This window comes from Pseudomonas sp. TH15 (assembly GCF_016651105.1).
GTDB lineage: Bacteria > Pseudomonadota > Gammaproteobacteria > Pseudomonadales > Pseudomonadaceae > Aquipseudomonas.
In genome coordinates, this window is sequence record NZ_JAEKEL010000001.1 from 4,504,588 (window position 1) to 4,527,944 (window position 23,357).

Here is a 23,357-nt window from a genome sequence, read left to right on the forward strand (position 1 = left end):
CTACTCTCCACCAAGATCGGAAAAGGGTTTGAGCCCACTCAATAACCCATACAAACCGTGCAACGGCACCGGCAGCCAGGTGGGGCGATTTTCCGCCTCATAAGCCACTTCATAGGCCGCCTTCTCCAGACCGAACAACGCCAGTGCAGCGTCTTCGCCCTCAGGATCTTGCCACGCATGAGCAAGACTAGCTGCCGCTCGGCGATATGCCTGAACAAATGCCTCACGCGCCTCGCGCAGATAACGTTCGGCGACACGTTGACGTGCGCCTTCGGACTCGGCGCCGTGATCAACGTTGTGTACGTTGATGGTCATCGCCGCTGCGTAATCGAAGGAACGCAGCACGCCACTGACGTCCTTGTACGGACTGTGTTTGCCGCGACGCTCGCTCAATGGCCGCGCCGGTTCACCCTCGAAGTCGATCAGGTAGGCGTCGCCCTTGATCACCAACACTTGGCCCAGATGCAAGTCGCCGTGGACGCGGATACGCAGACCGCCGACGGCCTTCTTCGCCAGATCCTGCACGTGGGCGAGGATGGTTTTTTCTCATCGACCAAGCGTTTGACCAGCTTCTGATCTGCAGCATTGAGCTCGCCCTGATGCTGCTTGAGCAACTTCAACGCATGCTCGACCTGTGCGGCGACATCCTTGCCGGTGGCCTGCATATCCTTCGCCGTACTGGCTTGCGGAGCGAAGTCGGCATTGTCGGTCGGGGCTGCGAGCACTTGATGCATTTCCCCCAGCCGCTGGCCCAGCATACCGGCGAAATCTTTCAGTTCGCCGAGGGCGTTGTAGTGCTGCTCCTGCTCGGACATGGCATCGGCCAGTTCGTCCCGCAGCGCCCGTTCAAGGTTGTTCTGCGTCCATTCCCACGCGTCGCCCTGATTGCTCAAATAGCCTTGGGCAATCATCAACAGGGTGTCTTCGCCCTTCGAATCACGGCGAATCACCGAACCGAGCAACGGCGAAATATTGCCGAAACCGGCGGCGGTCAGGTACGCGCTCATTTCCAGTTCCGGGTGCACGCCCGAGGCAAGTTTGCGGATCAGTTTCAGCACCAGGCTGTTGCCGATCACCACCGAACTGTTGGACTGCTCGGCGGACAGATAACGCACTTCGGACTCACCGCCGAGGTTGAGTGTGTCCAGCAGCGGCGTCGGCTCGAAGCGAATTTCGCCGTCGGCAGATTCCAGCACGGTGTTGTTCTGCATGCCTTGCAGTACGGCGCGGATAAACGCTTCGAGGCTGAACGCATCAGTGATCAAACCGACCTGGCGCACTCGCCGAACCCGCGCCAACGCCAGTTGTTGCGGCAACGCCGCGCCAACCTGATCTTCGGCGATAAAGCCGAACGGCAGTTGATAGCGACTGGTCTGGCCGCCGCTGGTGACGTCGATTTCACTCAACAACACTGGGTGCAGCGGGTCACCGAAACGTACGCCATAAGCGATGTTGACGCTGTCGATGGCCGTGTCCTTGCCGGCAAACCAGCGACGGTTCTGCAACCAGTTCGGCAGGATGCCTTGCTCCAGCGTGCCGCGAGATGGCGCTTCAAGCAGTTCTTCCATGCGTTTTTTCAGCACCAGCGTGGTGAAGTCCGGCAGGCTTTGCGCCGGTTCCACGTGCCAGCTCGGCATCTGGTTTTCCGCCGCGAGTACAAACCAGTAGAAACCATATGGCGCCAGGGTCAGGAGGAAACTTAACTGGCCAATCGGCGGGAAGGCGTTACCGCCGAGCATCTCCACCGGGACCATGCCGACGTAGGCTGACAAGTCGAGTTCTGCCGCTTGCGCGCTGCGGGACACGTTGGCCACACACAGAATGATTTCGTGTTTGCCGTCGGCGCCGGTGAATTCACGGGTGTAGGCCAGAATCCTGCGGTTGCTCGGCGAAAGCATTTTCAGCGTGCCGCGACCGAAGGCCTTGGACTGCTTGCGCACTGCAAGCATGCGCCGGGTCCAGTTCAGCAGTGAATGCGGGTCGCCGGCCTGGGTTTCGACGTTGACCGACAGGTAGCCGTATTGGGGGTCCATGATCGGCGGCAGCACCAGGCTGGCCGGGTCGGCGCGGGAGAAGCCGCCGTTGCGGTCAATCGACCATTGCATCGGCGTACGCACGCCATCGCGGTCGCCGAGGTAGATGTTGTCGCCCATGCCGATTTCATCGCCGTAATACATCGTCGGCGTGCCGGGCATCGACAGCAGCAAACTGTTGAGCAGCTCGACACGACGGCGGTCGCGCTCCATCAGCGGCGCGAGACGGCGGCGAATCCCCAGGTTGATCCGCGCTCGACGGTCGGCCGCGTAGTAATTCCACAGATAATCACGCTCCTTGTCGGTGACCATTTCCAGGGTCAGCTCATCGTGGTTGCGCAGGAAAATCGCCCACTGGCAGTTGGCCGGGATTTCCGGGGTCTGACGCAGGATATCGGTGATCGGAAAACGGTCTTCCTGGGCCAGCGCCATGTACATGCGCGGCATCAGCGGGAAGTGGAACGCCATGTGGCATTCGTCGCCGTTCAGGCCCTTGGCGTCGGTGTCACCGAAGTACAGCTGAGTGTCTTCCGGCCATTGGTTGGCCTCGGCCAGCAGCATGCGGTCGGGGTAATTGGCGTCGATTTCGGCACGGATCTGCTTGAGGACGTCGTGGGTCTCGGGGAGGTTCTCGTTGTTGGTGCCGTCGCGTTCGATCAGATACGGGATCGCATCAAGTCGCAGCCCGTCGATGCCCATGTCGAGCCAGTAGCGCATCACCGAGAGCACGGCTTTCATGACTTGCGGGTTGTCGAAGTTCAGGTCCGGTTGGTGGGAGTAGAAACGGTGCCAGAAGTACTGGCCGGCGACCGGGTCCCACGTCCAGTTGGACTTCTCGGTGTCGAGGAAAATGATGCGGGTGCCGTCGTACTTTTGATCGTCATCGGACCAGACGTAGAAGTCCCGGGCGGCTGAGCCTTTCTTGGCCTTGCGTGCGCGCTGGAACCAGGCGTGCTGGTCGGAGGTGTGGTTGATGACCAGTTCGGTGATCACCCGCAGGCCGCGCTTGTGGGCCTCGGCGATGAAGCGCTTGGCATCGGCCATGGTGCCGTAGTCGGAATGGACGCCGCGGTATTCGGCAATGTCATAACCGTCATCCCGACGTGGCGAGGGATAGAACGGCAACAGCCAGATGGTGTTGACGCCTAGATCGGCAATGTAATCGAGTTTGGCGATCAGACCGGGAAAGTCGCCGATCCCGTCGTTGTTGGAGTCGAAAAAAGACTTAACGTGAACCTGATAAATCACCGCATCCTTGTACCAGAGCGGGTCTTTGATAAAGGTGGCTGACTTGGGTTTCTTCGCCATTTGAAACTCCTGTTGAATTCAAATTAACCGCTGAGCCGAGCACCTATCGATGGTGAGAGGGCTTTTGTGGCGAGGGGGCTTGCCCCCGTTCGGCTGCGAAGCAGTCGTAATCTGGTCAAGTCGGTACATCTGGAAAGAAAAGCGGGGCCGCTTCGCAGCCCAACGGGGGCAAGCCCCCTCGCCACAGGCAATCCCTCTCGCCACAGTCAAGAGGTGGTGATTCGCCAAATGCCGAACGGCTGATGCACCGGGTCGATCCGCATGAATTGGTATTTGCCGTACCAGGTCCAGCGATGGCCGTTCATCAAGTCTTCGCCCTGGGTGCTGGCGTCGTCGGGCAGGCCCATTTCCCACAGCGGCAACTCGAAATCAGCCTCCTGGACGTTATGCGGATCAAGGCTGACGGCCACCAGAATGAAGTTGCTACCGTCGGCGCTACGTTTACCGAAATACAGAATGTTGTCGTTCCAGGCGTTGTAGAGCTTCAGCCCCAGATGCGTCTGTAGCGCCGGGTTCTGCCGGCGAATGCGGTTGAGCTGAGCGATCTCGGCAATGATGTTGCCCGGCGCATTGAAGTCCCGTGGACGGATCTCGTACTTCTCGGAATCGAGGTATTCCTCCTTGCCTGGCACAGCGGCGGCTTCGCACAGTTCGAAGCCTGAATACATGCCCCACAGGCCCGAGCCCATGGTCGCCAGCGCCGCGCGGATGAGAAACCCCGGACGCCCGGATTCGTGGAGAAACCCCGGATTGATGTCCGGCGTGTTGACGAAGAAATTCGGGCGGAAGCATTCACGCCACGGCGACTCGTTCAGTTCACTGAAATAGGTCGACAGTTCGTACTTGGTGTTGCGCCAGGTGAAGTAGGTGTAGCTCTGGGAGTAACCGACCTTGCCCAGCCGCGCCATCATCGCCGGGGTGGTAAAGGCTTCGGCGAGGAAGATCACTTCCGGGTGCAACGCCCGCACATCGGCGATCAGCCATTGCCAGAACGGCAGCGGTTTGGTGTGTGGGTTATCGACGCGAAAGATCTTCACGCCCTCCTCGACCCAACCGACCACGATGTCGCGCAATTCGACCCAGAGGCTGGGAATTGCGTCGGCGGCGTAGAAATCGACGTTGACGATGTCCTGGTATTTTTTCGGCGGGTTCTCGGCGTATTTGATCGTGCCGTCGGAGCGCCAGTTGAACCAGCCCGGATGCTGTTCCAGCCACGGGTGGTCCTGGGAACACTGGATGGCGAAGTCGAGAGCGATTTCCAGCCCATGATCCGCCGCCGCAACGACCAACCGGCGGAAGTCTTCGCGGCTGCCCAGCTCGGAGTGAATTGCCTCGTGCCCGCCCTCGGCGCTGCCAATGGCATACGGACTGCCCGGATCGTCGGGGCCGGCGGTCAGGGAATTGTTCGGGCCTTTACGGTAACTGCGGCCGATCGGGTGGATCGGTGGGAAGTACAGCACATCGAAGCCCATGTCCTGAATCATCGGCAGTCGCGCGTGCACATCGTTAAAGGTGCCATGACGGGCGGGATCGTCGGTGATCGAGCGTGGAAACAGCTCGTACCAACTGGCAAATTGGGCGATTTCCCTTTCCACGTCCAGCGGGTATTCCGGGCTCAGGCTCAGGAAGGCGCGGTGATCCGCCTGGGCCATGAGTTCGGCGCTACGCTGGTGCAGAAATAGCGCGACCTGCTCGGTTTCGAGCAGCCCGGACAGTTCATGGTGCAGCCCCGCCAATTGCTCGCTCAGCTGACCGTCGCTGCGCTCGACGGCTTGATGGACCAACGTGCGGCCTTCCTGCAACTCCAGGCTCACCGGCACGCGGGCGGTGTGTTTTTTTTCCAGCTCATAACAGAAGCTGGCGAACTGATCGATCCAGGCTTCGATGCAGTAAATGTGACGGCCCTGGCGCTCGACCCGGAACCGGCCCTGCCAGCCATTGTTGCCCAGCTCCTGCATGGTTTCGCTGTGCCAGGACTCTTCGCCCTCGTTGCGCCAACGAATGCGCACGGCCAGTTTGTCGTGACCGTCGGCAAAGACTTTGCTGGTGACCAACACGTCCTGACCGACCACAGCTTTGACGGCAAACTGCCCGCCGTCGAGGATCGGCATGGTGTCTTCGATGACGATGCGCGGCAGCAACAACGCCTGCGACAGCGGCATGTGCGGGTTGTAACTGAGTTCTGTCGGTTTTTCAGCGATCATCGAGCATCTCTCCTTTACGCCCCAAGGACGCTCTTGTGCCGGATCAGTGTTCACAACAAGACACCGGCCCCGTCATGAACTCGCTTAGGTTCCGAGCAACCCGCGCCGGGAAAAGTTCAGATGAAATTACTGCGCCGCACCAGCGGATCGAATTCAGCGCGAGGCGGTCAATCCACTTAAGCACTTCTCACGCCATGTGCCACACGGAGGTCTACAGATGAACAACCCATTTCCGGCCGAAACGCCCGATCCGAACATCGACAACCCGACGATTCCCGAGACCGAACCGCAACCAGTCCCTGAGCAGGAACCGCCAGGCACGACCCCACCGCCGAAAGAGGAGCCGCCGACGACCATGCCGCCCGTGATCGTCTGAATAACCCCGTAACGACCATGCCGCCGGTGGTTGTTCCCCGGTAGAGCTGCCGAAGGCTGCGATCTTTTGATTTTGTTTTTAAGATCAACATCAACAGATCGCAGCCTTCGGCAGCTCCTACACGTTGTCCGGTTACAGATGCGGTTTTTTCTGTTCGTCCTTCTCGAACAGCCTGACGATGCGCGGCATCACGCTGAAGATCGCCAGTGCCAGAAAGGTACTGAACAGCGCGGTCGCCTCCTTGCCCAAACCCGCCGCGACGCCGATGGCGGCCGTCATCCACAGACCGGCAGCCGTGGTCAGGCCTTTGACGTGGCCTTCATCGCCCTCGCGGTTCTTCAGAATGGTGCCGGCACCAAGAAAGCCGATCCCCGCAATCACACCCTGCAACACTCGGCTCATCGCGTCGGACTCCGCACCCGAAGTTTGCGGCACCAGCACAAACAGCGCCGCGCCCAGCGCCACCAGCATGTGCGTGCGCACCCCGGCAGCCTTGCCCTTGTGTTCGCGCTCGAACCCGAGAATCCCGCCGAGTACCGCCGCCATCAGCAGGCGCACGGTGATCCGCGTCAGTTGCGACGCATCGCCAATGTCGGCGAATTCCTTTTGCAGCGTTTCCCACACTTCATGCCACCACGCGTTCATCGGGTTGTCCTTGTTATTGGCTCGATAAACGATGGACAGCGCCGACCATTAATCAGTTGCGCAGAACCATCGGCAAACGCTGCCCCCTAACCCTTTAGACACCCCCTGTAAAAAAGGACTGCCACCATGTCTCTGCGAGTTGATAAATCCAATCCCGAGCAAGAAGTCTGTTTTTTCACCGTCGAAAATGGCGAAGAAATACGTATCTGCGACACCCTCGAAGTCAAAACCGATAGCGACAAAGCCATGTCCTTCGTGGAAATCGAAGCGCGGCGCATCTACATCACCGAAGCAGAAGCCGACGCATTGACCGTAGCAGGCGCTGTCGACGGTCGTAAGCATTTGAGGGCCACCGACAGTGATTCGGTGATTTGACTGACCCGGATCAACAACCGCCCCGGACGCCTGAGATAGGCGCCCGCAGCCAGCGGCGGCAGGTGCATCAACTTGTCGCAGGCACTCGCTTGAATGCCATGTGATCCGCTTTTTATTGCAATATCTGAGTCTGTTATGCAAACAGATCGACGCTCATAGTGCACCGGCCTGATGGAGGCTGATGAGCGAAAGACCATGAGCGATAGAATCCCCGTCCGAACCGTAGAAAGCGCCCCAGTCGTACAGCGCTATGAGCCTTCGCGTCCAAAGATGAAGGCCAAATCCAGCGACAACCTGATCCACACCCGCAGCTTCACCGGGCTGTTCCGCACCTTGCGCATGAGCGGCGCGGGCTTTCTGTTCCTCGCGTTTTTCGGCACGGTGTGGCTGAACTGGGGTGGCCGCCAAGCGGTGCTCTGGGACCTGTCTGAAAGCAAATTCCACATCTTTGGCGCGACCTTCTGGCCGCAGGATTTCATCCTGCTCTCGGCGCTGTTGATCATTGCCGCGTTCGGCCTGTTTGCGATCACCGTGTTCGCCGGCCGCGTCTGGTGCGGCTACACCTGCCCGCAGAGCTCCTGGACCTGGATCTTCATGTGGTGCGAGAAAATCACCGAAGGCGAGCGCAACCAGCGAATCAAACTGCAAGCCGCGCCCTGGGGCCTGAACAAACTGCCCGCCGCGCGGCCAAGCACACGTTGTGGCTGGGCATCAGCCTGCTGACCGGCCTGACCTTTGTCGGTTACTTCACGCCAATCCGGCCACTGGCCGAAGAACTGCTGACCCTGCAAATGGCCGGCGTCAGTCTGTTCTGGGTGATCTTCTTCACCGGCGCCACGTACATCAACGCCGGCTGGCTGCGTGAAGCGGTGTGCATGCACATGTGCCCTTATGCGCGGTTCCAGAGCGTGATGTTCGACAAGGACACCCTGACCATTTCCTACGACGTGGCCCGTGGCGAAAACCGTGGCCCGCGCAAACGCGAGGTCAAACCGGCCGAGGTGGGTCTCGGTGATTGCATCGACTGCCAGCTCTGCGTGCAGGTCTGCCCGACCGGCATCGACATCCGCGACGGCTTGCAGATGGAGTGCATTGGCTGCGCGGCGTGCATCGATGCCTGCGATTCGATCATGGACAAAATGAACTACCCTCGCGGCCTGATCAGCTACACCTCCGAGCATGAGTTGCAAGGTGGCAAGACCCACCTGCTGCGACCGCGGTTGATCGGCTACACGGCGGTGCTGCTGGTGATGATCGGCGCATTGGCCATGGCGCTGGTGGAACGACCGATGGTGTCGCTGGACGTCACCAAAGACCGTGGCATGTACCGTGAAAACAGCGAAGGCCAGATCGAAAACATCTACAGCCTCAAAGTCATCAACAAGACCCAGCAGCGTCAGGATTATCGCCTGAGCCTGGTGGACGGCGATGGCTTCCAGCTGCAAGGCAAGACCGAGTTGAGCCTTGCGCCGGGTGAGATTGTCGATGTGCCGGTGTCGGTGGCAATGACCACGGAACGGCCAAGCAGCAGCTCGCAGACCATTGCCTTCAAGATTGTCGACAGTGACGAGCCGGACATTTACAGCGTGGCAAAGAGTCGGTTTGTTGCGCCGATGAATCGTTGAGCCGTTAAGATGCCGACCTTTGTCAGGCGCGGTCTCTGTGGCGAGGGGGCTTGCCCCCGTTCGGCTGCGAAGCAGTCGTAGACCGGGCAGCGCGATATGTCTGAAGAATTGGAGGGGGCCGCTTCGCGGCCCAACGGGGGCAAGCCCCCTCACCACAGGCAAGCTCCCTCGCCACAAAAGCGCACCACATGAATCAATTCAACCCGGGCACTCGATGAAACGCTACGAAAAATTCGCCGATGACATCGCTGAACTGATCCGCTCCGGCGTCCTCGGCCCTGGCCAGCGCGTGCCATCGGTGCGCTACGCCAGCCAGACTTACGGGGTCAGCCCATCCACGGTGTTCCAGGCCTATTACCTGCTAGAACGTCGCGGCCTGATCCGCGCCCGTCCGCGCTCCGGCTACTTCGTCAACACCCACGCCCCGAGCCCGTTCTCGGAGCCAGTGATCAGCAGCCAGGTCAACGAGTCCACCGAAGTCGACGTCAGTGAACTGGTGTTTTCGGTGCTCGACTCGATCAAGGACCCGACCACCGTCCCGTTCGGCTCAGCGTTCCCCAGCCCAACGTTGTTTCCGCTGCAACGCCTGTCCCGCTCCCTAGCCAGTGCCGCCCGGGAAATGGACCCGCGCATGGTCGTCACCGACATGTCGCCGGGCAACCCGCAGTTGCGCCGGCAGATCGCCCTGCGCTACATGGTCGGCGGCCTGATGTTGCCGATGGAAGAACTGCTGATCACCAACGGCGCCCTCGAAGCGTTGAACCTGTGCCTGCAAGCCGTCACCGAACCCGGCGACCTGGTGGCCATCGAAGCCCCGGCGTTCTATGCCAGCCTGCAAGTGCTGGAACGCCTGAAGCTCAAAGCGGTGGAAATCCCGGTGCACCCGCGTGACGGCATCGACCTCGGCGTGCTCGCGCAAACCCTGGAGCGCCACCCGATCAAGGCCTGCTGGTGCATGACCAGTTTCCAGAACCCAATGGGCGCGACCATGCCCGAGGCGAAGAAGCAGGAACTGGTGGAACTGCTGCGCAGCCATCAGGTGCCGCTGATCGAGGACGACGTCTACGCCGAGCTCTATTACGGTCAGCAGGCGCCAAAACCGGCCAAGGCGTTCGACACTGAAGGGTTGGTGATGCACTGCGGTTCGTTCGCCAAGAGCCTGGCCCCTGGCTACCGCATCGGTTGGGTCGCTGCCGGGCGCTACGCGCAGAAAATCGAACGCCTGAAACTCATGACCTCGCTCTGCGCCTCGATGCCGGCCCAGGCGGCCATCGCCGACTACTTGCAACACGGCGGCTACGACCGGCACCTGCGCAAATTGCGCTACGCCCTGGAAGAACAGCAAAGCGCCATGCTCGCCGCCATCGCCCGCTACTTCCCGGCACAGACCCGCGTCAGCCAACCGGCCGGCGGCTACTTCCTGTGGCTGGAACTGCCACCGCAGATGGACTCGTTGAAGTTGTTTCAGATGGCGCTGGCCCAAGGCATCAGCATCGCGCCGGGGCCGATCTTTTCACCGACCCGGCGCTTCAGGAATTGTATTCGGTTGAACTATGGCAGCCCGTGGAATGAAGCTGCGGAGAAGGCGATGGAAACGTTGGGGCGGATAGTGCGGTCGTTCTGACAGTTTGATGTTGCCTGGTCCATTGCCTTCGCGAGCAAGCCCGCTCCCACAGGGGTTCGGTGGTGTGCACAAATAATGTGTTCACATCAATCCATTGTGGGAGCGGGCTTGCTCGCGAAGAGGCCCGTTCGAGCAACGCAAACCTTAAGGCTTAACGCCCACCACCAAGATCAACAAAAGTCCCCGTCGCATAAGAAGCCTTATCCGACAACAACCAGACAATCGCCTCTGCCACTTCATCAGGCCGGCCGCCACGGGCCATCGGGATCGCCGACTCCAGTTTGCTGACCCGATCCGGGTCGCCGCTCAACGCGTGAAAGTCGGTGTAGATGTAACCGGGCCGCACTGCGTTGACGCGAATCCCCTCGCCCGCCACTTCCTTCGAAAGGCCAATGGTGAAGGTATCCAGCGCACCCTTCGACGCGGCGTAATCCACGTATTCGCTCGGCGCCCCCAACCGTGCAGCCACCGACGACACATTGACGATGCTGCCACCCTGCCCGCCATGCTTGGGCGACATGCGCAGGATCGCGTGCTTGGCGCAGAGGATCGGCGCCAGGACGTTGGTCTTGAGGATTTTGAGAATGCGGAATTCGGACATTTCGTCGACCCGGGACTTGTGCCCGACGGTGCCGGCGTTGTTCACCAATGCGGTGACCCGGCCCAGTTCAGTGTCGACCCGTTGGAACATGGCGATCACTTCGTCTTCGATGCTGACATCAGCGCGCACTGCAATCGCTTGTGCGCCCAAGGCACGGACTTGTTCCAGCACGCTTTGCGCGGCTTTTTCGTCAGCTTGATAGTTGATACAGATCCGATAACCCTGCTCGGCGGCCAACAACGCCGTGGCGGCGCCGATACCTCGGCTGCCGCCGGTGATGACGATGACTTTTTCCATGCTGACGTTCCCCCGTTTCAAACTTAAGCAGTCGGAGGCAAGAATAACCGCCATTGACGGGTTTTGCATGGGTTGTATCAAAGGCTGAACCTGCGACAAAACCATTTTGAGATTTGCAGCAGCTCTTGTCGCGGGGGAGCCTGCTTCGCTTGGGTGCGTAGCACTCACCAGGATGTGGCGGCTGCTGCGCAACCCAGCGGGACGGTGCGACGATTCGACAAGCTCGCTCGCCACAGGATTTGTCCCAGCCTCGGCTCCGCGTGAAGTCAGACTGTCGCCAGTTTCTCTCCCCGCGCGATGTCCTGCATGAAGCGCTCCGCCGGCAGCGGATGCCCCAGCAAGTAACCCTGCAGCGAATCGCAACCCAGTTTGGTCAGGAAGTCCTGCTGCACGCCGGTCTCGACCCCTTCCGCGACAATCCGTAAACCCAGCGCCTGACCGAGCGCAACGATCGCCGAAACGATGGCAGCGTCATCGCTGTCGTGCTCCAGATCGCGAACAAACCCACGGTCGATTTTCAGTTCGTTGGCCGGCAGGCGCTTGAGGTACATCAAGCTCGAATAGCCGGTGCCGAAGTCGTCAATGGACAGGTCGACGCCCATTTCCGACAACTCCCGAAGCACGGTCATGCTCGCGTCGGCGTCACTCATGGCGGTGGTTTCAGTGATTTCCAGAGTCAGGCTATTGGCTGGCAAATGGTGCATGGCCAAGGCTTTGGCCACGCTCTGGACCAAGCCTGCGTGGCAGAACTGCAACGCCGACAGATTCACCGCTATGCGCCAGTCGGTGTAGCCGAGCACGTACCATTCGCGCATCTGCCGGCAGGCTTCGTTCAGCACCCACTCGCCGATGGGAATGATCAACCCGGTCTTTTCCGCCAGCTCTATGAACTTGTCCGGCAACAGCATGCCCTGGGTCGGATGCTCCCAGCGCAGCAAGGCTTCGGCGCCCACCGGGCGACCATTGCTGGCGTCGAATTTGGGTTGGTAATAAAGGCTGAACTGTTGCTGTTCCAGGGCCGCGCGCAGGTCTTGCAGCAGTTGCAGTTGTTTGCGGGCGTTGCTGTTCATCGAGGCGTCGAAGAAGCTGTAGCCGTTTTTGCCCGCGCCCTTGGCGTGGTACATCGCGGCGTCGGCATTCATCAGCAGTTCTTGTGCGGTCTGGCCGTTGCCCGGGTAGAGCGCGATGCCGACGCTGGCGGAAATCTGCAGGTCATGTTCGGCCACCCGGAACGAGCGCGCGATCAAGCCGACCTGACGAGCCGCCAGGCTCAGTGCATCGTTTGGCTCGCTCAGACGCACCAGCAAGACGAACTCGTCACCGCCAATCCGCGCCAGGGTGTCCTGGCTGCGCAAGTCTTCGCGCAGTCGCAAACCGACCTCACGCAACAACTGGTCGCCCATGTGGTGGCCGAAGGCATCGTTGACCGGTTTGAAGCCGTCCAGATCGATGAACATCAGCGCAAAACAACCGCCCTGCTCCTGTACCTTCGACATGGCCAACTCAATGCGGTCTGCCAACAACGTGCGGTTCGGCAGGCCGGTCAGGGTGTCGTGCAAGGCCAGTTGGGTGAGTTCGCGGTTGGCTTCGGTCAGCGAGTGAGCGAGGTCAGCGGTGCGCGTTTCCAGGCGGGCATCGAGAATCGAGGTCAGCAAGGCAATGCTCAACACCGCGAGAGTGGTGATCAACACCAGGTTGTCGAGGCCCTTGCCGCTCAACCCACTGAGGGCTGCTCCGCAGAAGCTGCCGTCCGGGAACCGCGCTGCCGCCATGCCGGTGTAGTGCATGCCGACAATGGCAAAACCCATGATCACCGCAGCGCCGCCACGGATCAGGCCCACGTATGGCGTGTGCTGGCGCAGGCGGAAGGCAATCCACAACGCCGCCGCCGAGGCCCCGATGGCAATCAGCAGCGAGGCGCTGAACAAGGTCGGGTCGTAATCGATGCCTGGCTGCATGAGCATGGCCGCCATGCCGGTGTAATGCATGGCGCTGATCCCGCTGCCCATGACCAGCGCGCCAAAGGCCAGTTGCCAGGCCGGCAGCTTCGGCTGACTGACCAGCCACAAGGCAAAGCCGCAGGACAGGATGGCGATGACCAGCGAGAGCACGGTGATGCCGAGGTCGTAGCCCAGATCAATCGGCAATTTGAACGCGAGCATGCCGATGAAATGCATCGACCAGACGCCAATGCCCATGGCGACCGCCCCGCCTGCGGTCCACAGGTGGACGGCCAGGCCTTTGGTGGTGGCAATCCGACCGGTGAGGTCCAGGGCGGTATACGAGGCGAGAATCGCCACGCACAGCGAGATGAAGACCAGCGTGGGGGAATAAGTGCCGATGAGCATGATAATTCTCGTGACCGCCCCTCCGTACTGCGTCCGTTCTCGGGGGCAAAGTCGGCGATTGTACTGATTGCGCGGAAGAACGCACTGACAAAATAATCAAATGGCCATCAAGCCGATGGGGCGCTTGTTCGATCGTCCTACAAGGCTCTGGCCCGCGTGTCATAGCAATTATTGAACACTTGTGGCGAGGGGATTTAGCGAAACGTCGCACCACAGGTTTCCGGCACTCACTTTTTGTTGTCGCTTACTTCCAGATCGCCATCCCAACCGCCACCCAACGCCGCAATCAACTGCACGCTGGCAATCAATCGGCTCTGCAACACGGTCAATACGCTTTGTTCATTGCTCAACGCGGTGGCTTGAACCACGACCACGTCCAAGTAGGCAATCAACCCGGCCTTGTACTGGTTCTGGGTCAGGCGCAAGGAGTCTCGCGCCGCGTCCAGGGCTTCCTGGCGCACGGTCGCTTCGTTTTCATAAACCTTGAGCTGCACCAGATAGTTTTCCACTTCGCGGAAACCGTCGAGCACGGTTTGCCGGTACTTGGCCACGGTCTGGTCATACACCGCTTCGTTGCGATCAACTTCTGCCGAGCGCGCGCCACCGTCAAACAGTGGCAACGTCACTTTCGGCCCCACCGACCAGAAGCGGTTCGGCAAGCTGAACAGGTTGCTGGACGTACTGCTGCTGTAGCCGCCACTGAGGCTCAGGCTCAAATCCGGGTAGTAAGCGGCTTTCGCCACACCGATGTTGGCGTTGGCGGCAATCACCGAGCGCTCGGCGGAAGCGATGTCCGGGCGGCGTTCAAGTAGCTGCGACGGCAGGCTCAGGGGAATCTGCGGCAGTTTCGGGATGTCCTCGGTTTCCGCCAGATTGAACTCGGCCGGCGCCTGGCCGATCAGTACGGCGATGGCGTTTTCGAACTGGGCACGTTGCCAGATCAGGTCCACCAGGTTGGCCTGGGTGGTTTTGAGCTGAGTCTGGGCCTGGGCCACCGCATCACGCCCGGACACGCCGGCGCGGTACTGGTTCTGGGTCATTTGCAGCGAACGCTCGTACGCCGTGACTGTTGATTCCAGAAGGCGCTTTTGCTGATCGATCACCCGTAACTGCAAATAGTTCTGCACCAGCTCCGACTGCTGGCTCAGGCGCATGGCCGCGAGGTCGGCGAAGCTTGCTTCGGCCGTGGCCTCGTTGGCCTCCAGCCCGCGACGCAGTTTGCCCCAGACGTCCGCTTCCCAACTGACGCCCAACTGAGCGTTGTAGGTGTCGCGAATACCGCTGGCGGAACTGCTCAGGCTGGAACTGCTGCTGCCGGCGCCCTGACTGGAGCGGGTTTTGCCCGCGCTCAAGTCAACCGTTGGGTAAAACGCGGCACGGGCAGTGCTGACCAAGGCCTGGGACTGCCGATACCGGGCTTCGGCCTGGGCGACGGTCTGGTTGGAGTTGTTGAGTTTCTCGATCAGGCCGTTGAGCTGCTGATCGCCGTACAACTCCCACCAGGCGCCACGGGCCAGGGAATCGCTGGGATTGGCCTGACGCCAGCCCTCGGCTTGCTTGTACTGCGCCGGTTCCGCGGTTGGTGGGCGCTGGTAGTCCGGGCCGACGGCGCAAGCGCTGAGCATAGCCACACACAGTGCCAGGCTCAACAAACGCGAGCCACGGGCCATGGCGATTGGTGCAGCCAGAGTGATAAGCGAACGGTCAGTCATAGCGGAGTTTCCAGAGCTGCATCGGTACGTACCCCACGCCATTTGTTGAAACCATGGCGCAGTTTGTCGAGATAGAGGTAAACCACCGGGGTGGTGTAAAGCGTCAGCACCTGGCTGAAAATCAGCCCGCCGATGATAGTCAGGCCCAGCGGCTGACGCATTTCCGCGCCTTCGGCACGGCTGAGCAGCAACGGCAGTGCACCGAGGATCGCCGCCAGGGTGGTCATCAGAATGGGCCGCAGACGTTGCAGGCAGGCGCTGCGAATCGAATCCAGCGGACTCATGCCCTGATGCCGCTCCAGTTGCAACGCGAGGTCGATCATCAGAATGGCGTTTTTCTTCACCACCCCGATCAACAGGAACAGCCCCAACAACGAGATCAGGCTGAACTCCCCGCCCAACGCATAGATCGACAGCAACGCACCGACCCCAGCCGACGGCAGCGTCGACAGAATCGTCAGCGGGTGAATGTAACTTTCATACAGCACGCCCAACACCAGATACACCGCCACCAGCGCGCCGAGAATCATGAATGGCTGGGTCTTCTGGGTGGCGGCGAAAGCGTCGGCGGTCCCGGCCATTTTCACGATCACGTCTTCCGGCATGCCGAGCTTGGCAATCGCCCGCTCGATAGCCGCGGTGCCCTGCTCCACTGTCACGCCTTCGGCCATGTCGAAGGAGATGCTTTCGGAAGCGAACTGGCCTTCGTGGCTGACCCGGTCGTCTTCCAGGCTATTTTCGTAGTGAGCGATGGTCGACAGGGGAATGCGCGCGCCGGTGGAAGTGATCACTTGGACTTGCTTGAGGGTGATCGGATCCTGGGCGTATATCGGATTGACCTCCATCACTACCTGATACTGGTTGAGGCTGTCGTAGATTGTCGAAATCTGTCGCTGGGCATAGGCGTTGTTCAATACCGCCGTGACCATGTCCATGTCGACTCCCAGGCGTTTGGCCTGGTCGCGGTCGACAATCAGCGTCACCTGTTGCGCGCCACGACCTTCGCGGGCGTCAATCGCCGTCAACTCCGGCAAGGCCCGCAGCGCGGTGACGACTTTCGGGTACCACTCGCGCAACGAGCCGAGGTCGGCACTTTGAATGATGTAGGAATACTGCGAGGTGGTCTGTTCACGACCGCCACCAAATTGCAGGTCCTGGTCAGCCATCAGCATCAGCTGAGCGCCGGCGACCTTGGGCATTTCCTTGCGCAGACGTTCGATCACCTTTTGCGCGGAAATATTGCGCTCCTTGATCGGCTTCAAGCGCACCAGCATGAAGGCGTTATTCGTGCCGTTGGTGCCGCCGATGAAACCGGCCACGCTTTGCACCGCATCGTCCTTGAGCACGGCGCGTCGGAAGGTCTCCATCTTCGGCTGCATCACGCTGAACGACAGCCCGTCGTCGCCACGGACGAATCCGATCAGTTGACCGGTGTCCTGTTGCGGCATGAAGGTTTTCGGCACCACTACGTACAACGCGACGTTGACACCCACGGTGATGAGCAGGCTGAGCAATGTCAGGCGCCGGTGACGCAGCACCCAGTCGAGGCTGGTGGCGTATTTGGCGACCAGCCATTCATTGACGCGCTGGCTCCAGCGTTGCAGACGGTTTTCCTGACCCGGTGTGTGCGGCTTGAGCCAACGCGCGCAGAGCATTGGCGTCAGGGTCAACGACACGATCAGCGACACCACGATGGACGCCGCCAGGGTAATGGAAAATTCGCGAAACAGGCTTTCGATGATCCCGCCCATAAACAGGATCGACAGGAACACCGCCACCAGCGAGACGTTCATCGACAACAAGGTGAAGCCGACTTCCTGGGCGCCGAGGTACGCGGCCTGCATCGGTTTGACGCCTTCGTCGATGTGCCGGGAAATGTTCTCCAGCACCACGATGGCATCATCCACCACCAGCCCGGTAGCCAGGATCAGCGCCATCAGCGACAGGTTGTTCAGGGAAAATCCGTACAGGTACATCACCGCAAAAGTGCCGACCAGCGACACCGGCACCGCCAGCGTCGGAATCAGCGAGGCACGGAAGTTACCGAGAAACAGGTACACCACCAGAATCACCAGCGCCACGGCGATCAGCAGGGTCATTTCCGCTTCGTGCAACGTTGCCTTGATCACCGGCGACCGGTCCATCGCCAGGTTCAGTTTGACGCTGGCCGGCAACACCGCCTGTAACGCCGGCAACTGCGCCTTGATCTCGTTGACCGTCTCGATGATGTTGGCGCCGGCCTGGCGGTTGATCACCAGCAGCACCGCCGCATCATTGTTGAAGAAGCCGCTGTTGTAGCGGTCCTCGACGCCATCGCTGACCTTGGCCACATCCTTCAGGCGCAGGGCCGCGCCGTTGTTGTAGTGGATGATCAGCGATTCGTAATCCTTGGCCTTTTCCAGTTGATCGTTGGCCTGGACCTGCCACAAACGCTGGTCATCTTCGACCGAGCCTTTCGGGCGGCGCACGTTGGCGTTGGCGATGGTATTGCGCACATCGTCCAGCGCCACGCCGTACTGGTTCAGCGCCTGGGGTTCGAGCTCAATGCGCACCGCTGGCAAGGAGCTGCCGCCGATCTGCACTTCACCTACGCCCTGCACCTGGGACAAGCTCTGGGACAGAATGGTCGAGGCCAGGTCGTAGAGCTGACCTTTCTCCAACACGTCCGAGGTCAGCGACAACACCATGATCGGTGCTTGCGAGGGGTTGACCTTCTTGTAGGTCGGCATGCTGCGCATCCCGCTCGGCAGCAGGTTGCGCGAGGCGTTGATCGCCGCTTGCACTTCCCGCGCCGCGCCGTTGATGTCGCGGTCCATGTCGAACTGCAAAATCACCCGGGTCGAGCCCTGGCTGGAACGGCTGCTCATGGTGTTTACCCCGGCGATGGAGCCGAAGGAACGCTCAAGCGGCGTGGCCACGGTCGACGCCATCACTTCCGGGCTCGCACCCGCCAGACTGGCCTGAACCACGATCACCGGGAAGTCCATCTGCGGCAACGGCGCCACCGGCAACAGGCCGAAACTGACACCGCCCAGCAGCATGATCGCCAGGCTCAGCAACATGGTCGCGACCGGGCGCTTGATGAAAGGTCCGGACAGGTTCATGGCTGTTCTACCGCGTCCACGGCTGCAGACTTATGGCCCCAGCGCCGACCGAGACGGTCGAAATACAGGTAGATCACCGGGGTGGTGAACAGCGTCAGCACTTGGCTCACCAGCAAACCACCGACCATCACCAGACCCAACGGCTGACGCAGCTCTGCACCGGAACCGGTGGCCAGCATCAACGGCACCGCGCCGAACAATGCGGCCAGGGTAGTCATCAGAATCGGCCGGAAACGCAGCAGTGCCGCCTGGTAAATCGCCTGCTCCGGCGCCATGCCCTGATTGCGCTCAGCGTCGAGGGCAAAGTCGATCATCATGATCGCGTTCTTCTTCACGATACCGATCAGCAGGATGATGCCGATGATCGCGATCATCCCCAGGTCATTGCCGGTCAGCAGCAACGCCAGCAAGGCGCCGACCGCCGCCGAGGGCAAGGTCGAGAGGATGGTAATCGGGTGAATGTAACTTTCGTACAGCACGCCGAGCACGATGTACATGGTCACCACCGCCGCCAGGATCAGCAGCAAGGTGCTCGACAGCGACGCCTGGAATGCTTCGGCCGCGCCCTGGAACTGGGTCTGCACGCCGATCGGCATGCCGATGTCCTTCTGCACCTGATCGATGATCTCCACCGCATGCCCCAGCGCCACGCCGGGGGCCAGGTTGAACGACATCATCACCGCCGGGAACTGGCCGATGTGAGTGATCGCCAATTGCGTCTGACGTTGCTCGACATGCGCCAGGCTGGACAGGCGCACCTGGCCACCCGAAGTGGTCTTGACGTGAATCTGGTTCAGCGCGTCCGGGCCGATTTTCTCGCCAGACTGCGATTGCAGCACCACGCGGTACTGGCTGGCCTGGGTGTAGATGGTCGAAATCTGCCGCTGGCCGAAAGCGTCGTACAGCGCATCGGTGATGTTTTGCACCGACACCCCGACCCGGGACGCCGCATCGCGGTCGATCACCAGGTACACCTGCAAGCCCTTGTCCTGCAAATCGCTGGCGACGTCGGTCAGCTCCGGCCGATGGGCCAGGGCTTCCACCAGGCGTCCGCTCCACAGGCTGAGCAATTCGGCGTCCGGGGACGACATGCTGAACTGGTACTGCGTACGGCTGACCCGGTCTTCAATGGTCAGGTCCTGCACCGGCTGCATGAACAGGCGAATGCCGATCAGCTTGTCCACTTCCGGTTGCAGGCGAGCAATGATTTTCGTGGCGCTAAGGTCCCGCGCACTGTGGGGTTTGAGGTTGATCAACATGCGACCGCTGTTGAGCGTCGAGTTGTCCCCGTCCACACCAATGTAGGACGACAGGCTTTCCACTGCCGGGTCGGCGAGGATCACTTTGGCCAGCTCTTGCTGACGTTCGCTCATCGCGGCAAAGGAAATCGACTGCGGCGCCTCGGAAATGCCCTGGATCACCCCGGTGTCCTGGACCGGGAAGAAGCCTTTGGGCACGATCATGTAAAGGAATACGGTCAGGCCCAGGGTGGCGATGGCCACCATCAAGGTCAGCGGCTGGTGCTTGAGCACCCACTGCAACTTGCGCCCGTAAGCAGCGATCATCCAGTCGATGGTTGCGCCGCTGGCCCGGTAGAAACGGCCCTGCTCTTCTTCCTTGGGCTCACGTTTGAGCAGCCGCGCGCACATCATCGGCGTCAGGGTCAGCGACACGACAAGCGAAATCAGGATCGCCACCGCCAGGGTGATGGCGAATTCCCGGAACAGACGCCCCACCACGTCAGCCATAAACAGCAGCGGGATCAGTACCGCAATCAGCGACAGGGTCAGGGAAACCAGGGTGAAGCCGATCTGCTTGGCGCCCTTGAGCGCCGCATTCAGCGGGCTGTCGCCCTCTTCGATAAATCGGGAAATGTTCTCCAGCATGACGATCGCATCGTCCACCACGAAACCGGTGGCGATGGTCAGGGCCATCAAGGTCAGGTTGTTGACCGAGAAACCCGCGAGGTACATCACGCCAAACGTACCGATCAACGACAGCGGCACGGCGACCGAAGGAATGATCGTCGCGCTGGCCCGGCGCAGGAACAGGAACGTCACCATGACGACCAATGCGATGGCGATCAGCAGTTCGTGTTGTACGTCGGTAACGGAGGCGCGGATGGTCTGGGTACGGTCGGTCAGAACGGTGACTTGCAAGCCGGCCGGCAGGTTGTCGGTAATGCTCGGCAGCAAGGCCTTGATCCGGTCGACCACCTCAATAACGTTGGCACCGGGCTGGCGCTGGATGTTCAGCAACACGGCCTGGTTTTCGTTGGCCCATGCCGCCAGTCGTTCGTTTTCAGCGCCGTCGACGATTTCCGCCACGTCCTTGAGCCGCAACGGCGCGCCATTGGCGTAAGCAAGGATCAGGTTGGCGTAATCCTTGGGCGACGTCAGTTGATCGTTTGCGTCGAGCATCGACACCCGGGTCGGGCCGTCGAAGTTGCCTTTGGGCTGGTTGACGTTGGACGCGCCGACCAAGGTGCGCACGTCCGACAGGTTCAAGCCATTGGCCGCCAGGGCCTCGGGGTTGACCTTGATCCGCACCGCCTGACGCTGGCCGCCGGCGATGCTGACCATGCCGACGCCGCTGATCTGGGCGATTTTCTGCGCCATGCGCGTATCGACCAAATCATTGAGTTTGGGCAACAGCATGGTCTTGGAGGTGATGGCCAGGGTCAGCACCGGGGTGTCCGCCGGGTTGACCTTGTTGTAGACCGGCGGTGCCGGCAGGTCCTTGGGCAGCAAGTTGGTCGCGGCATTGATCGCGGCCTGCACCTGTTGCTCGGCGACGTCCATGTTGATGTCGAGGCTGAAACGCAGGGTCAGCACCGAAGCGCCGCCCGAACTGGTGGACGCCATTTGGGTCAGGCCGGGCATTTGCCCGAACTGACGCTCAAGCGGCGCGGTCACCGCACTGGTCATCACATCCGGGCTGGCGCCGGGGTAGAGCGTCATGACGCGGATGGTCGGGTAGTCGACCTGGGGCAATGCCGACACTGGCAACAAACGATAAGCGATGATGCCGGCCAGAATAATGGCCAGCATGCTCAGGGTCGTGGCGACCGGGCGAAGGATGAACAGCCGCGAGATGTTCATGCGCCCTTCTTCGCCTTGTCGTTGGCGGTCGCGTCAGGGGTCTTGGCCGCCGATTTGCCTTGCAGGTGTTCGGTCGGGGTGGTCGGTACATCCTGGGTGTCATTGACCACTTCCACTTCGCTGCCTTCCTTCAGGCGGTCGGTGCCTTCCAGGACCACGCGATCACCGACGGCCAGACCCTCGGTGATGACGGTGTTGTTGCCGTCACTCGGGCCGACTTTCAACTGACGGATCGTGACCTTCTTGTCCCCATCCATGGCATAGACGAAGGTGCCGTTGGTACCGAACTGAATCGCCGCCGACGGTGCGAGCGTCACGTCTTTGAGGGTGTCGGCCAACAGGTGGACGTTGACGAACTGGTTGGGGAACAACGCTTGATCGCGGTTCTCGTAGCGCGCCTTGAATTTCAGGGTGCCAGTGGTGACGTCGATTTGGTTGTCGAGGCTCTGCAACACGCCGCTGGCCTGCAATTTCATATCGCCACGGTCCCAGGCTTCCACCGGCAGTTTGGCACCGGTGTGGTAGCGGGCCAGTACGGTGTCGAGGCTGTTTTCCGGCAGGGTGAAAACCACGCTGATCGGTTGGGTCTGGGTGATGATGGCCAGTGCGGTGGTGTCATTGGCGGCGACAAGGTTGCCAACGTCCAGTTGACGCAAGCCGACACGCCCGGTGATCGGTGCGCGGATTTTGGTGAATTCGAGATTGAGCTTGGCGTCGTTAACCGCTGCCTGGTTGGTCTTGACCGTGCCCAGGTATTGGCCGACCAGCGCTTCGGCGGTGTCCAGGGTCTGCTTGGCGATACTGTCTTCTTTAAACAGACCGCGATAACGCTCGACATCGACCTGGGCGTTTTTCAGTTGCGCCTGATTCTGTAGCAAAGTGCCTTCAGCCTGGAGCAAAGCATTCTGGTAAGGACGCGGGTCGATCTCGGCCAACAAGTCGCCGGCCTTGACCATCTGCCCTTCCTCGAACGCAACCTTCATCAACTCTCCGGCCACCCGGCTGCGCACATTGATGGTGTTGAGCGCCGTGACCGTGCCCAGCGCCTTGTAGTACAGCGGGAAATCACCCTTGACCGCCGGCGCCACGCGCACCGGAATCGGGCCGCTCGCCCCGCCAAACCCCGGACGCATCCCTCCAGCCTTGCCTGTATGCCCTGCGGCGGCTCTCGGCTTTTCGCCCGCTTTGTGATCAGTGCCGGCAGGCCAGAATTTCCAGCACACACCCGCGACGATCAACAGGACAAGCAGGCCGAACAGCCAGCGACGGGGACTACGGGAGGAGGATTGCATTGAATGATCAACCATGGGCGCGGGGGCTTCTTCTACGGGAGGCTGAACGATAAGCACTGGCGAGCATTAAGCAAAGCGGCTTTACCGGCTATTTACCTTTGGCTTACGTAACAGGATGTTTGTCCAAGGGACTGAAACACAAATGAAAACGGCCTGGCGAGTGCCAGGCCGTTAACAATTGTAAAGCCGGTTACTTCAGAACAGCGAGTGCCGCTTCGTAGTTAGGCTCTTCTGCAATTTCTTTAACGAGTTCGCTGTGCAGCACGTTGTCGTTTTCGTCCAGTACCACGACGGCACGGGCGGTCAGGCCTTTGAGTGGGCCGTCAGCAATGGCCACGCCGTAGTTTTCGATGAACTCGGCGCCACGCAGGGTCGACAGGTTCTGAACGTTTTCCAGGCCTTCAGCGCCGCAGAAGCGTGCCTGGGCGAACGGCAGGTCAGCAGAGATGCACAGCACGACGGTGTTGGCGACATCATTTGCCTGGGCGTTGAACTTGCGAACCGAAGTCGCGCAGGTCGGGGTGTCGACGCTTGGGAAGATGTTCAGCACTTTGCGCTTGCCGGCGAAGCTCGCCAGGGTCACGTCGGACAGATTGCCGGCAACCAGGGAAAAGGCTGGTGCCTTGGAACCGGCTTGTGGCAGTTGGCCGTTGACTTGAACCGGGTTGCCTTTAAGAGTGACTTGAGCCATGAACGGAGTCCTTCTGGAAGT

General features: G+C 60.7%; 12 protein-coding genes and 2 pseudogenes. 4 read left to right on the top strand and 10 right to left on the bottom strand.

Features of this window, described 5'->3' with window-relative positions; translation table 11 throughout:
* Both treS and JFT87_RS20240 read right to left on the bottom strand, forming a co-directional pair.
* Positions 1-3,341, bottom strand: a pseudogene (gene treS, locus JFT87_RS20235) (maltose alpha-D-glucosyltransferase).
* Positions 3,342-3,547: 206 nt separating this feature from the next.
* Positions 3,548-5,545: an alpha-1,4-glucan--maltose-1-phosphate maltosyltransferase gene (locus JFT87_RS20240; protein WP_201204087.1), complete on the bottom strand. Its 1,998-nt coding sequence runs from the start codon at positions 5,543-5,545 to the stop codon at positions 3,548-3,550.
* 217 nt (positions 5,546-5,762) lie between these two features.
* On the opposite strand from JFT87_RS20240, the gene JFT87_RS20245 reads away from it, so the two are divergent.
* Positions 5,763-5,921, top strand: coding sequence for a hypothetical protein (locus tag JFT87_RS20245; protein WP_201204089.1), 159 nt, complete (start codon positions 5,763-5,765; stop codon positions 5,919-5,921).
* A 132-nt stretch (positions 5,922-6,053) separates the two neighbouring features.
* Here JFT87_RS20245 and JFT87_RS20250 read toward each other — a convergent pair whose 3' ends face one another.
* A complete protein-coding gene (locus tag JFT87_RS20250) occupies positions 6,054-6,566 on the bottom strand; it encodes an MgtC/SapB family protein (RefSeq protein ID WP_201204091.1) in 513 nt (170 codons plus the stop codon).
* Positions 6,567-6,692: 126 nt separating this feature from the next.
* Here JFT87_RS20250 and JFT87_RS20255 point away from each other — a divergent pair, with 126 nt between their 5' ends.
* The 3 genes and pseudogenes from JFT87_RS20255 (at position 6,693) to mapR (ending at position 10,190) form a co-directional block, all read left to right on the top strand.
* Positions 6,693-6,941, top strand: coding sequence for a DUF3203 family protein (locus JFT87_RS20255; protein WP_201204094.1), 249 nt, complete (start codon positions 6,693-6,695; stop codon positions 6,939-6,941).
* A gap of 195 nt (positions 6,942-7,136) precedes the next feature.
* A pseudogene (gene ccoG / locus JFT87_RS20260) lies at positions 7,137-8,566 on the top strand (cytochrome c oxidase accessory protein CcoG).
* A 214-nt stretch (positions 8,567-8,780) separates the two neighbouring features.
* Entirely contained in the window at positions 8,781-10,190 is a 1,410-nt protein-coding gene (gene mapR, locus JFT87_RS20265; protein ID WP_201204096.1) for a GntR family transcriptional regulator MpaR, read from the top strand.
* A gap of 151 nt (positions 10,191-10,341) precedes the next feature.
* On the opposite strand, the gene JFT87_RS20270 is transcribed toward mapR, so the two are convergent.
* From JFT87_RS20270 to tpx, 7 genes are all read right to left on the bottom strand, one after another.
* Positions 10,342-11,088, bottom strand: coding sequence for an SDR family oxidoreductase (locus tag JFT87_RS20270; RefSeq protein WP_201204098.1), 747 nt, complete (start codon positions 11,086-11,088; stop codon positions 10,342-10,344).
* 266 nt (positions 11,089-11,354) lie between these two features.
* A complete protein-coding gene (locus JFT87_RS20275; RefSeq protein WP_201204100.1) occupies positions 11,355-13,436 on the bottom strand; it encodes a putative bifunctional diguanylate cyclase/phosphodiesterase in 2,082 nt (693 codons plus the stop codon).
* Positions 13,437-13,663: 227 nt separating this feature from the next.
* Positions 13,664-15,148 carry an efflux transporter outer membrane subunit gene (locus tag JFT87_RS20280; protein ID WP_201204101.1) on the bottom strand — a complete coding sequence of 495 codons (1,485 nt, stop codon included), beginning with the start codon at positions 15,146-15,148 and terminating at the stop codon, positions 13,664-13,666.
* Positions 15,145-18,252 carry an efflux RND transporter permease subunit gene (locus tag JFT87_RS20285; protein ID WP_201204103.1) on the bottom strand — a complete coding sequence of 1,036 codons (3,108 nt, stop codon included), beginning with the start codon at positions 18,250-18,252 and terminating at the stop codon, positions 15,145-15,147. Before JFT87_RS20285 ends, JFT87_RS20280 begins: the two co-directional genes overlap by 4 nt.
* Positions 18,249-21,353 (bottom strand): MdtB/MuxB family multidrug efflux RND transporter permease subunit, encoded by a 3,105-nt coding sequence (locus JFT87_RS20290; RefSeq protein ID WP_201204105.1) that lies wholly within the window; start codon positions 21,351-21,353, stop codon positions 18,249-18,251. The genes JFT87_RS20285 and JFT87_RS20290 overlap by 4 nt, the downstream gene beginning before the upstream one ends.
* Positions 21,350-22,660: an MdtA/MuxA family multidrug efflux RND transporter periplasmic adaptor subunit gene (locus tag JFT87_RS20295; RefSeq protein WP_201204106.1), complete on the bottom strand. Its 1,311-nt coding sequence runs from the start codon at positions 22,658-22,660 to the stop codon at positions 21,350-21,352. The genes JFT87_RS20290 and JFT87_RS20295 overlap by 4 nt, the downstream gene beginning before the upstream one ends.
* 175 nt (positions 22,661-22,835) lie before the next feature.
* Positions 22,836-23,336 carry a thiol peroxidase gene (gene tpx, locus JFT87_RS20300; protein ID WP_008030203.1) on the bottom strand — a complete coding sequence of 167 codons (501 nt, stop codon included), beginning with the start codon at positions 23,334-23,336 and terminating at the stop codon, positions 22,836-22,838.
* Positions 23,337-23,357: the final 21 nt, after the last annotated feature.

What these genes read in the sequence shown, in the direction of transcription:
- JFT87_RS20240 (WP_201204087.1), bottom strand. Translation starts at nt 5,545, where the DNA reads ATGATCGCTGAAAAACCGACAGAACTCAGTTACAACCCGCACATGCCG.
- JFT87_RS20245 (WP_201204089.1), top strand. Translation starts at nt 5,763, where the DNA reads ATGAACAACCCATTTCCGGCCGAAACGCCCGATCCGAACATCGACAAC.
- JFT87_RS20250 (WP_201204091.1), bottom strand. Translation starts at nt 6,566, where the DNA reads ATGAACGCGTGGTGGCATGAAGTGTGGGAAACGCTGCAAAAGGAATTC.
- JFT87_RS20255 (WP_201204094.1), top strand. Translation starts at nt 6,693, where the DNA reads ATGTCTCTGCGAGTTGATAAATCCAATCCCGAGCAAGAAGTCTGTTTT.
- mapR (WP_201204096.1), top strand. Translation starts at nt 8,781, where the DNA reads ATGAAACGCTACGAAAAATTCGCCGATGACATCGCTGAACTGATCCGC.
- JFT87_RS20270 (WP_201204098.1), bottom strand. Translation starts at nt 11,088, where the DNA reads ATGGAAAAAGTCATCGTCATCACCGGCGGCAGCCGAGGTATCGGCGCC.
- JFT87_RS20275 (WP_201204100.1), bottom strand. Translation starts at nt 13,436, where the DNA reads ATGCTCATCGGCACTTATTCCCCCACGCTGGTCTTCATCTCGCTGTGC.
- JFT87_RS20280 (WP_201204101.1), bottom strand. Translation starts at nt 15,148, where the DNA reads ATGACTGACCGTTCGCTTATCACTCTGGCTGCACCAATCGCCATGGCC.
- JFT87_RS20285 (WP_201204103.1), bottom strand. Translation starts at nt 18,252, where the DNA reads ATGAACCTGTCCGGACCTTTCATCAAGCGCCCGGTCGCGACCATGTTG.
- JFT87_RS20290 (WP_201204105.1), bottom strand. Translation starts at nt 21,353, where the DNA reads ATGAACATCTCGCGGCTGTTCATCCTTCGCCCGGTCGCCACGACCCTG.
- JFT87_RS20295 (WP_201204106.1), bottom strand. Translation starts at nt 22,660, where the DNA reads ATGGTTGATCATTCAATGCAATCCTCCTCCCGTAGTCCCCGTCGCTGG.
- tpx (WP_008030203.1), bottom strand. Translation starts at nt 23,336, where the DNA reads ATGGCTCAAGTCACTCTTAAAGGCAACCCGGTTCAAGTCAACGGCCAA.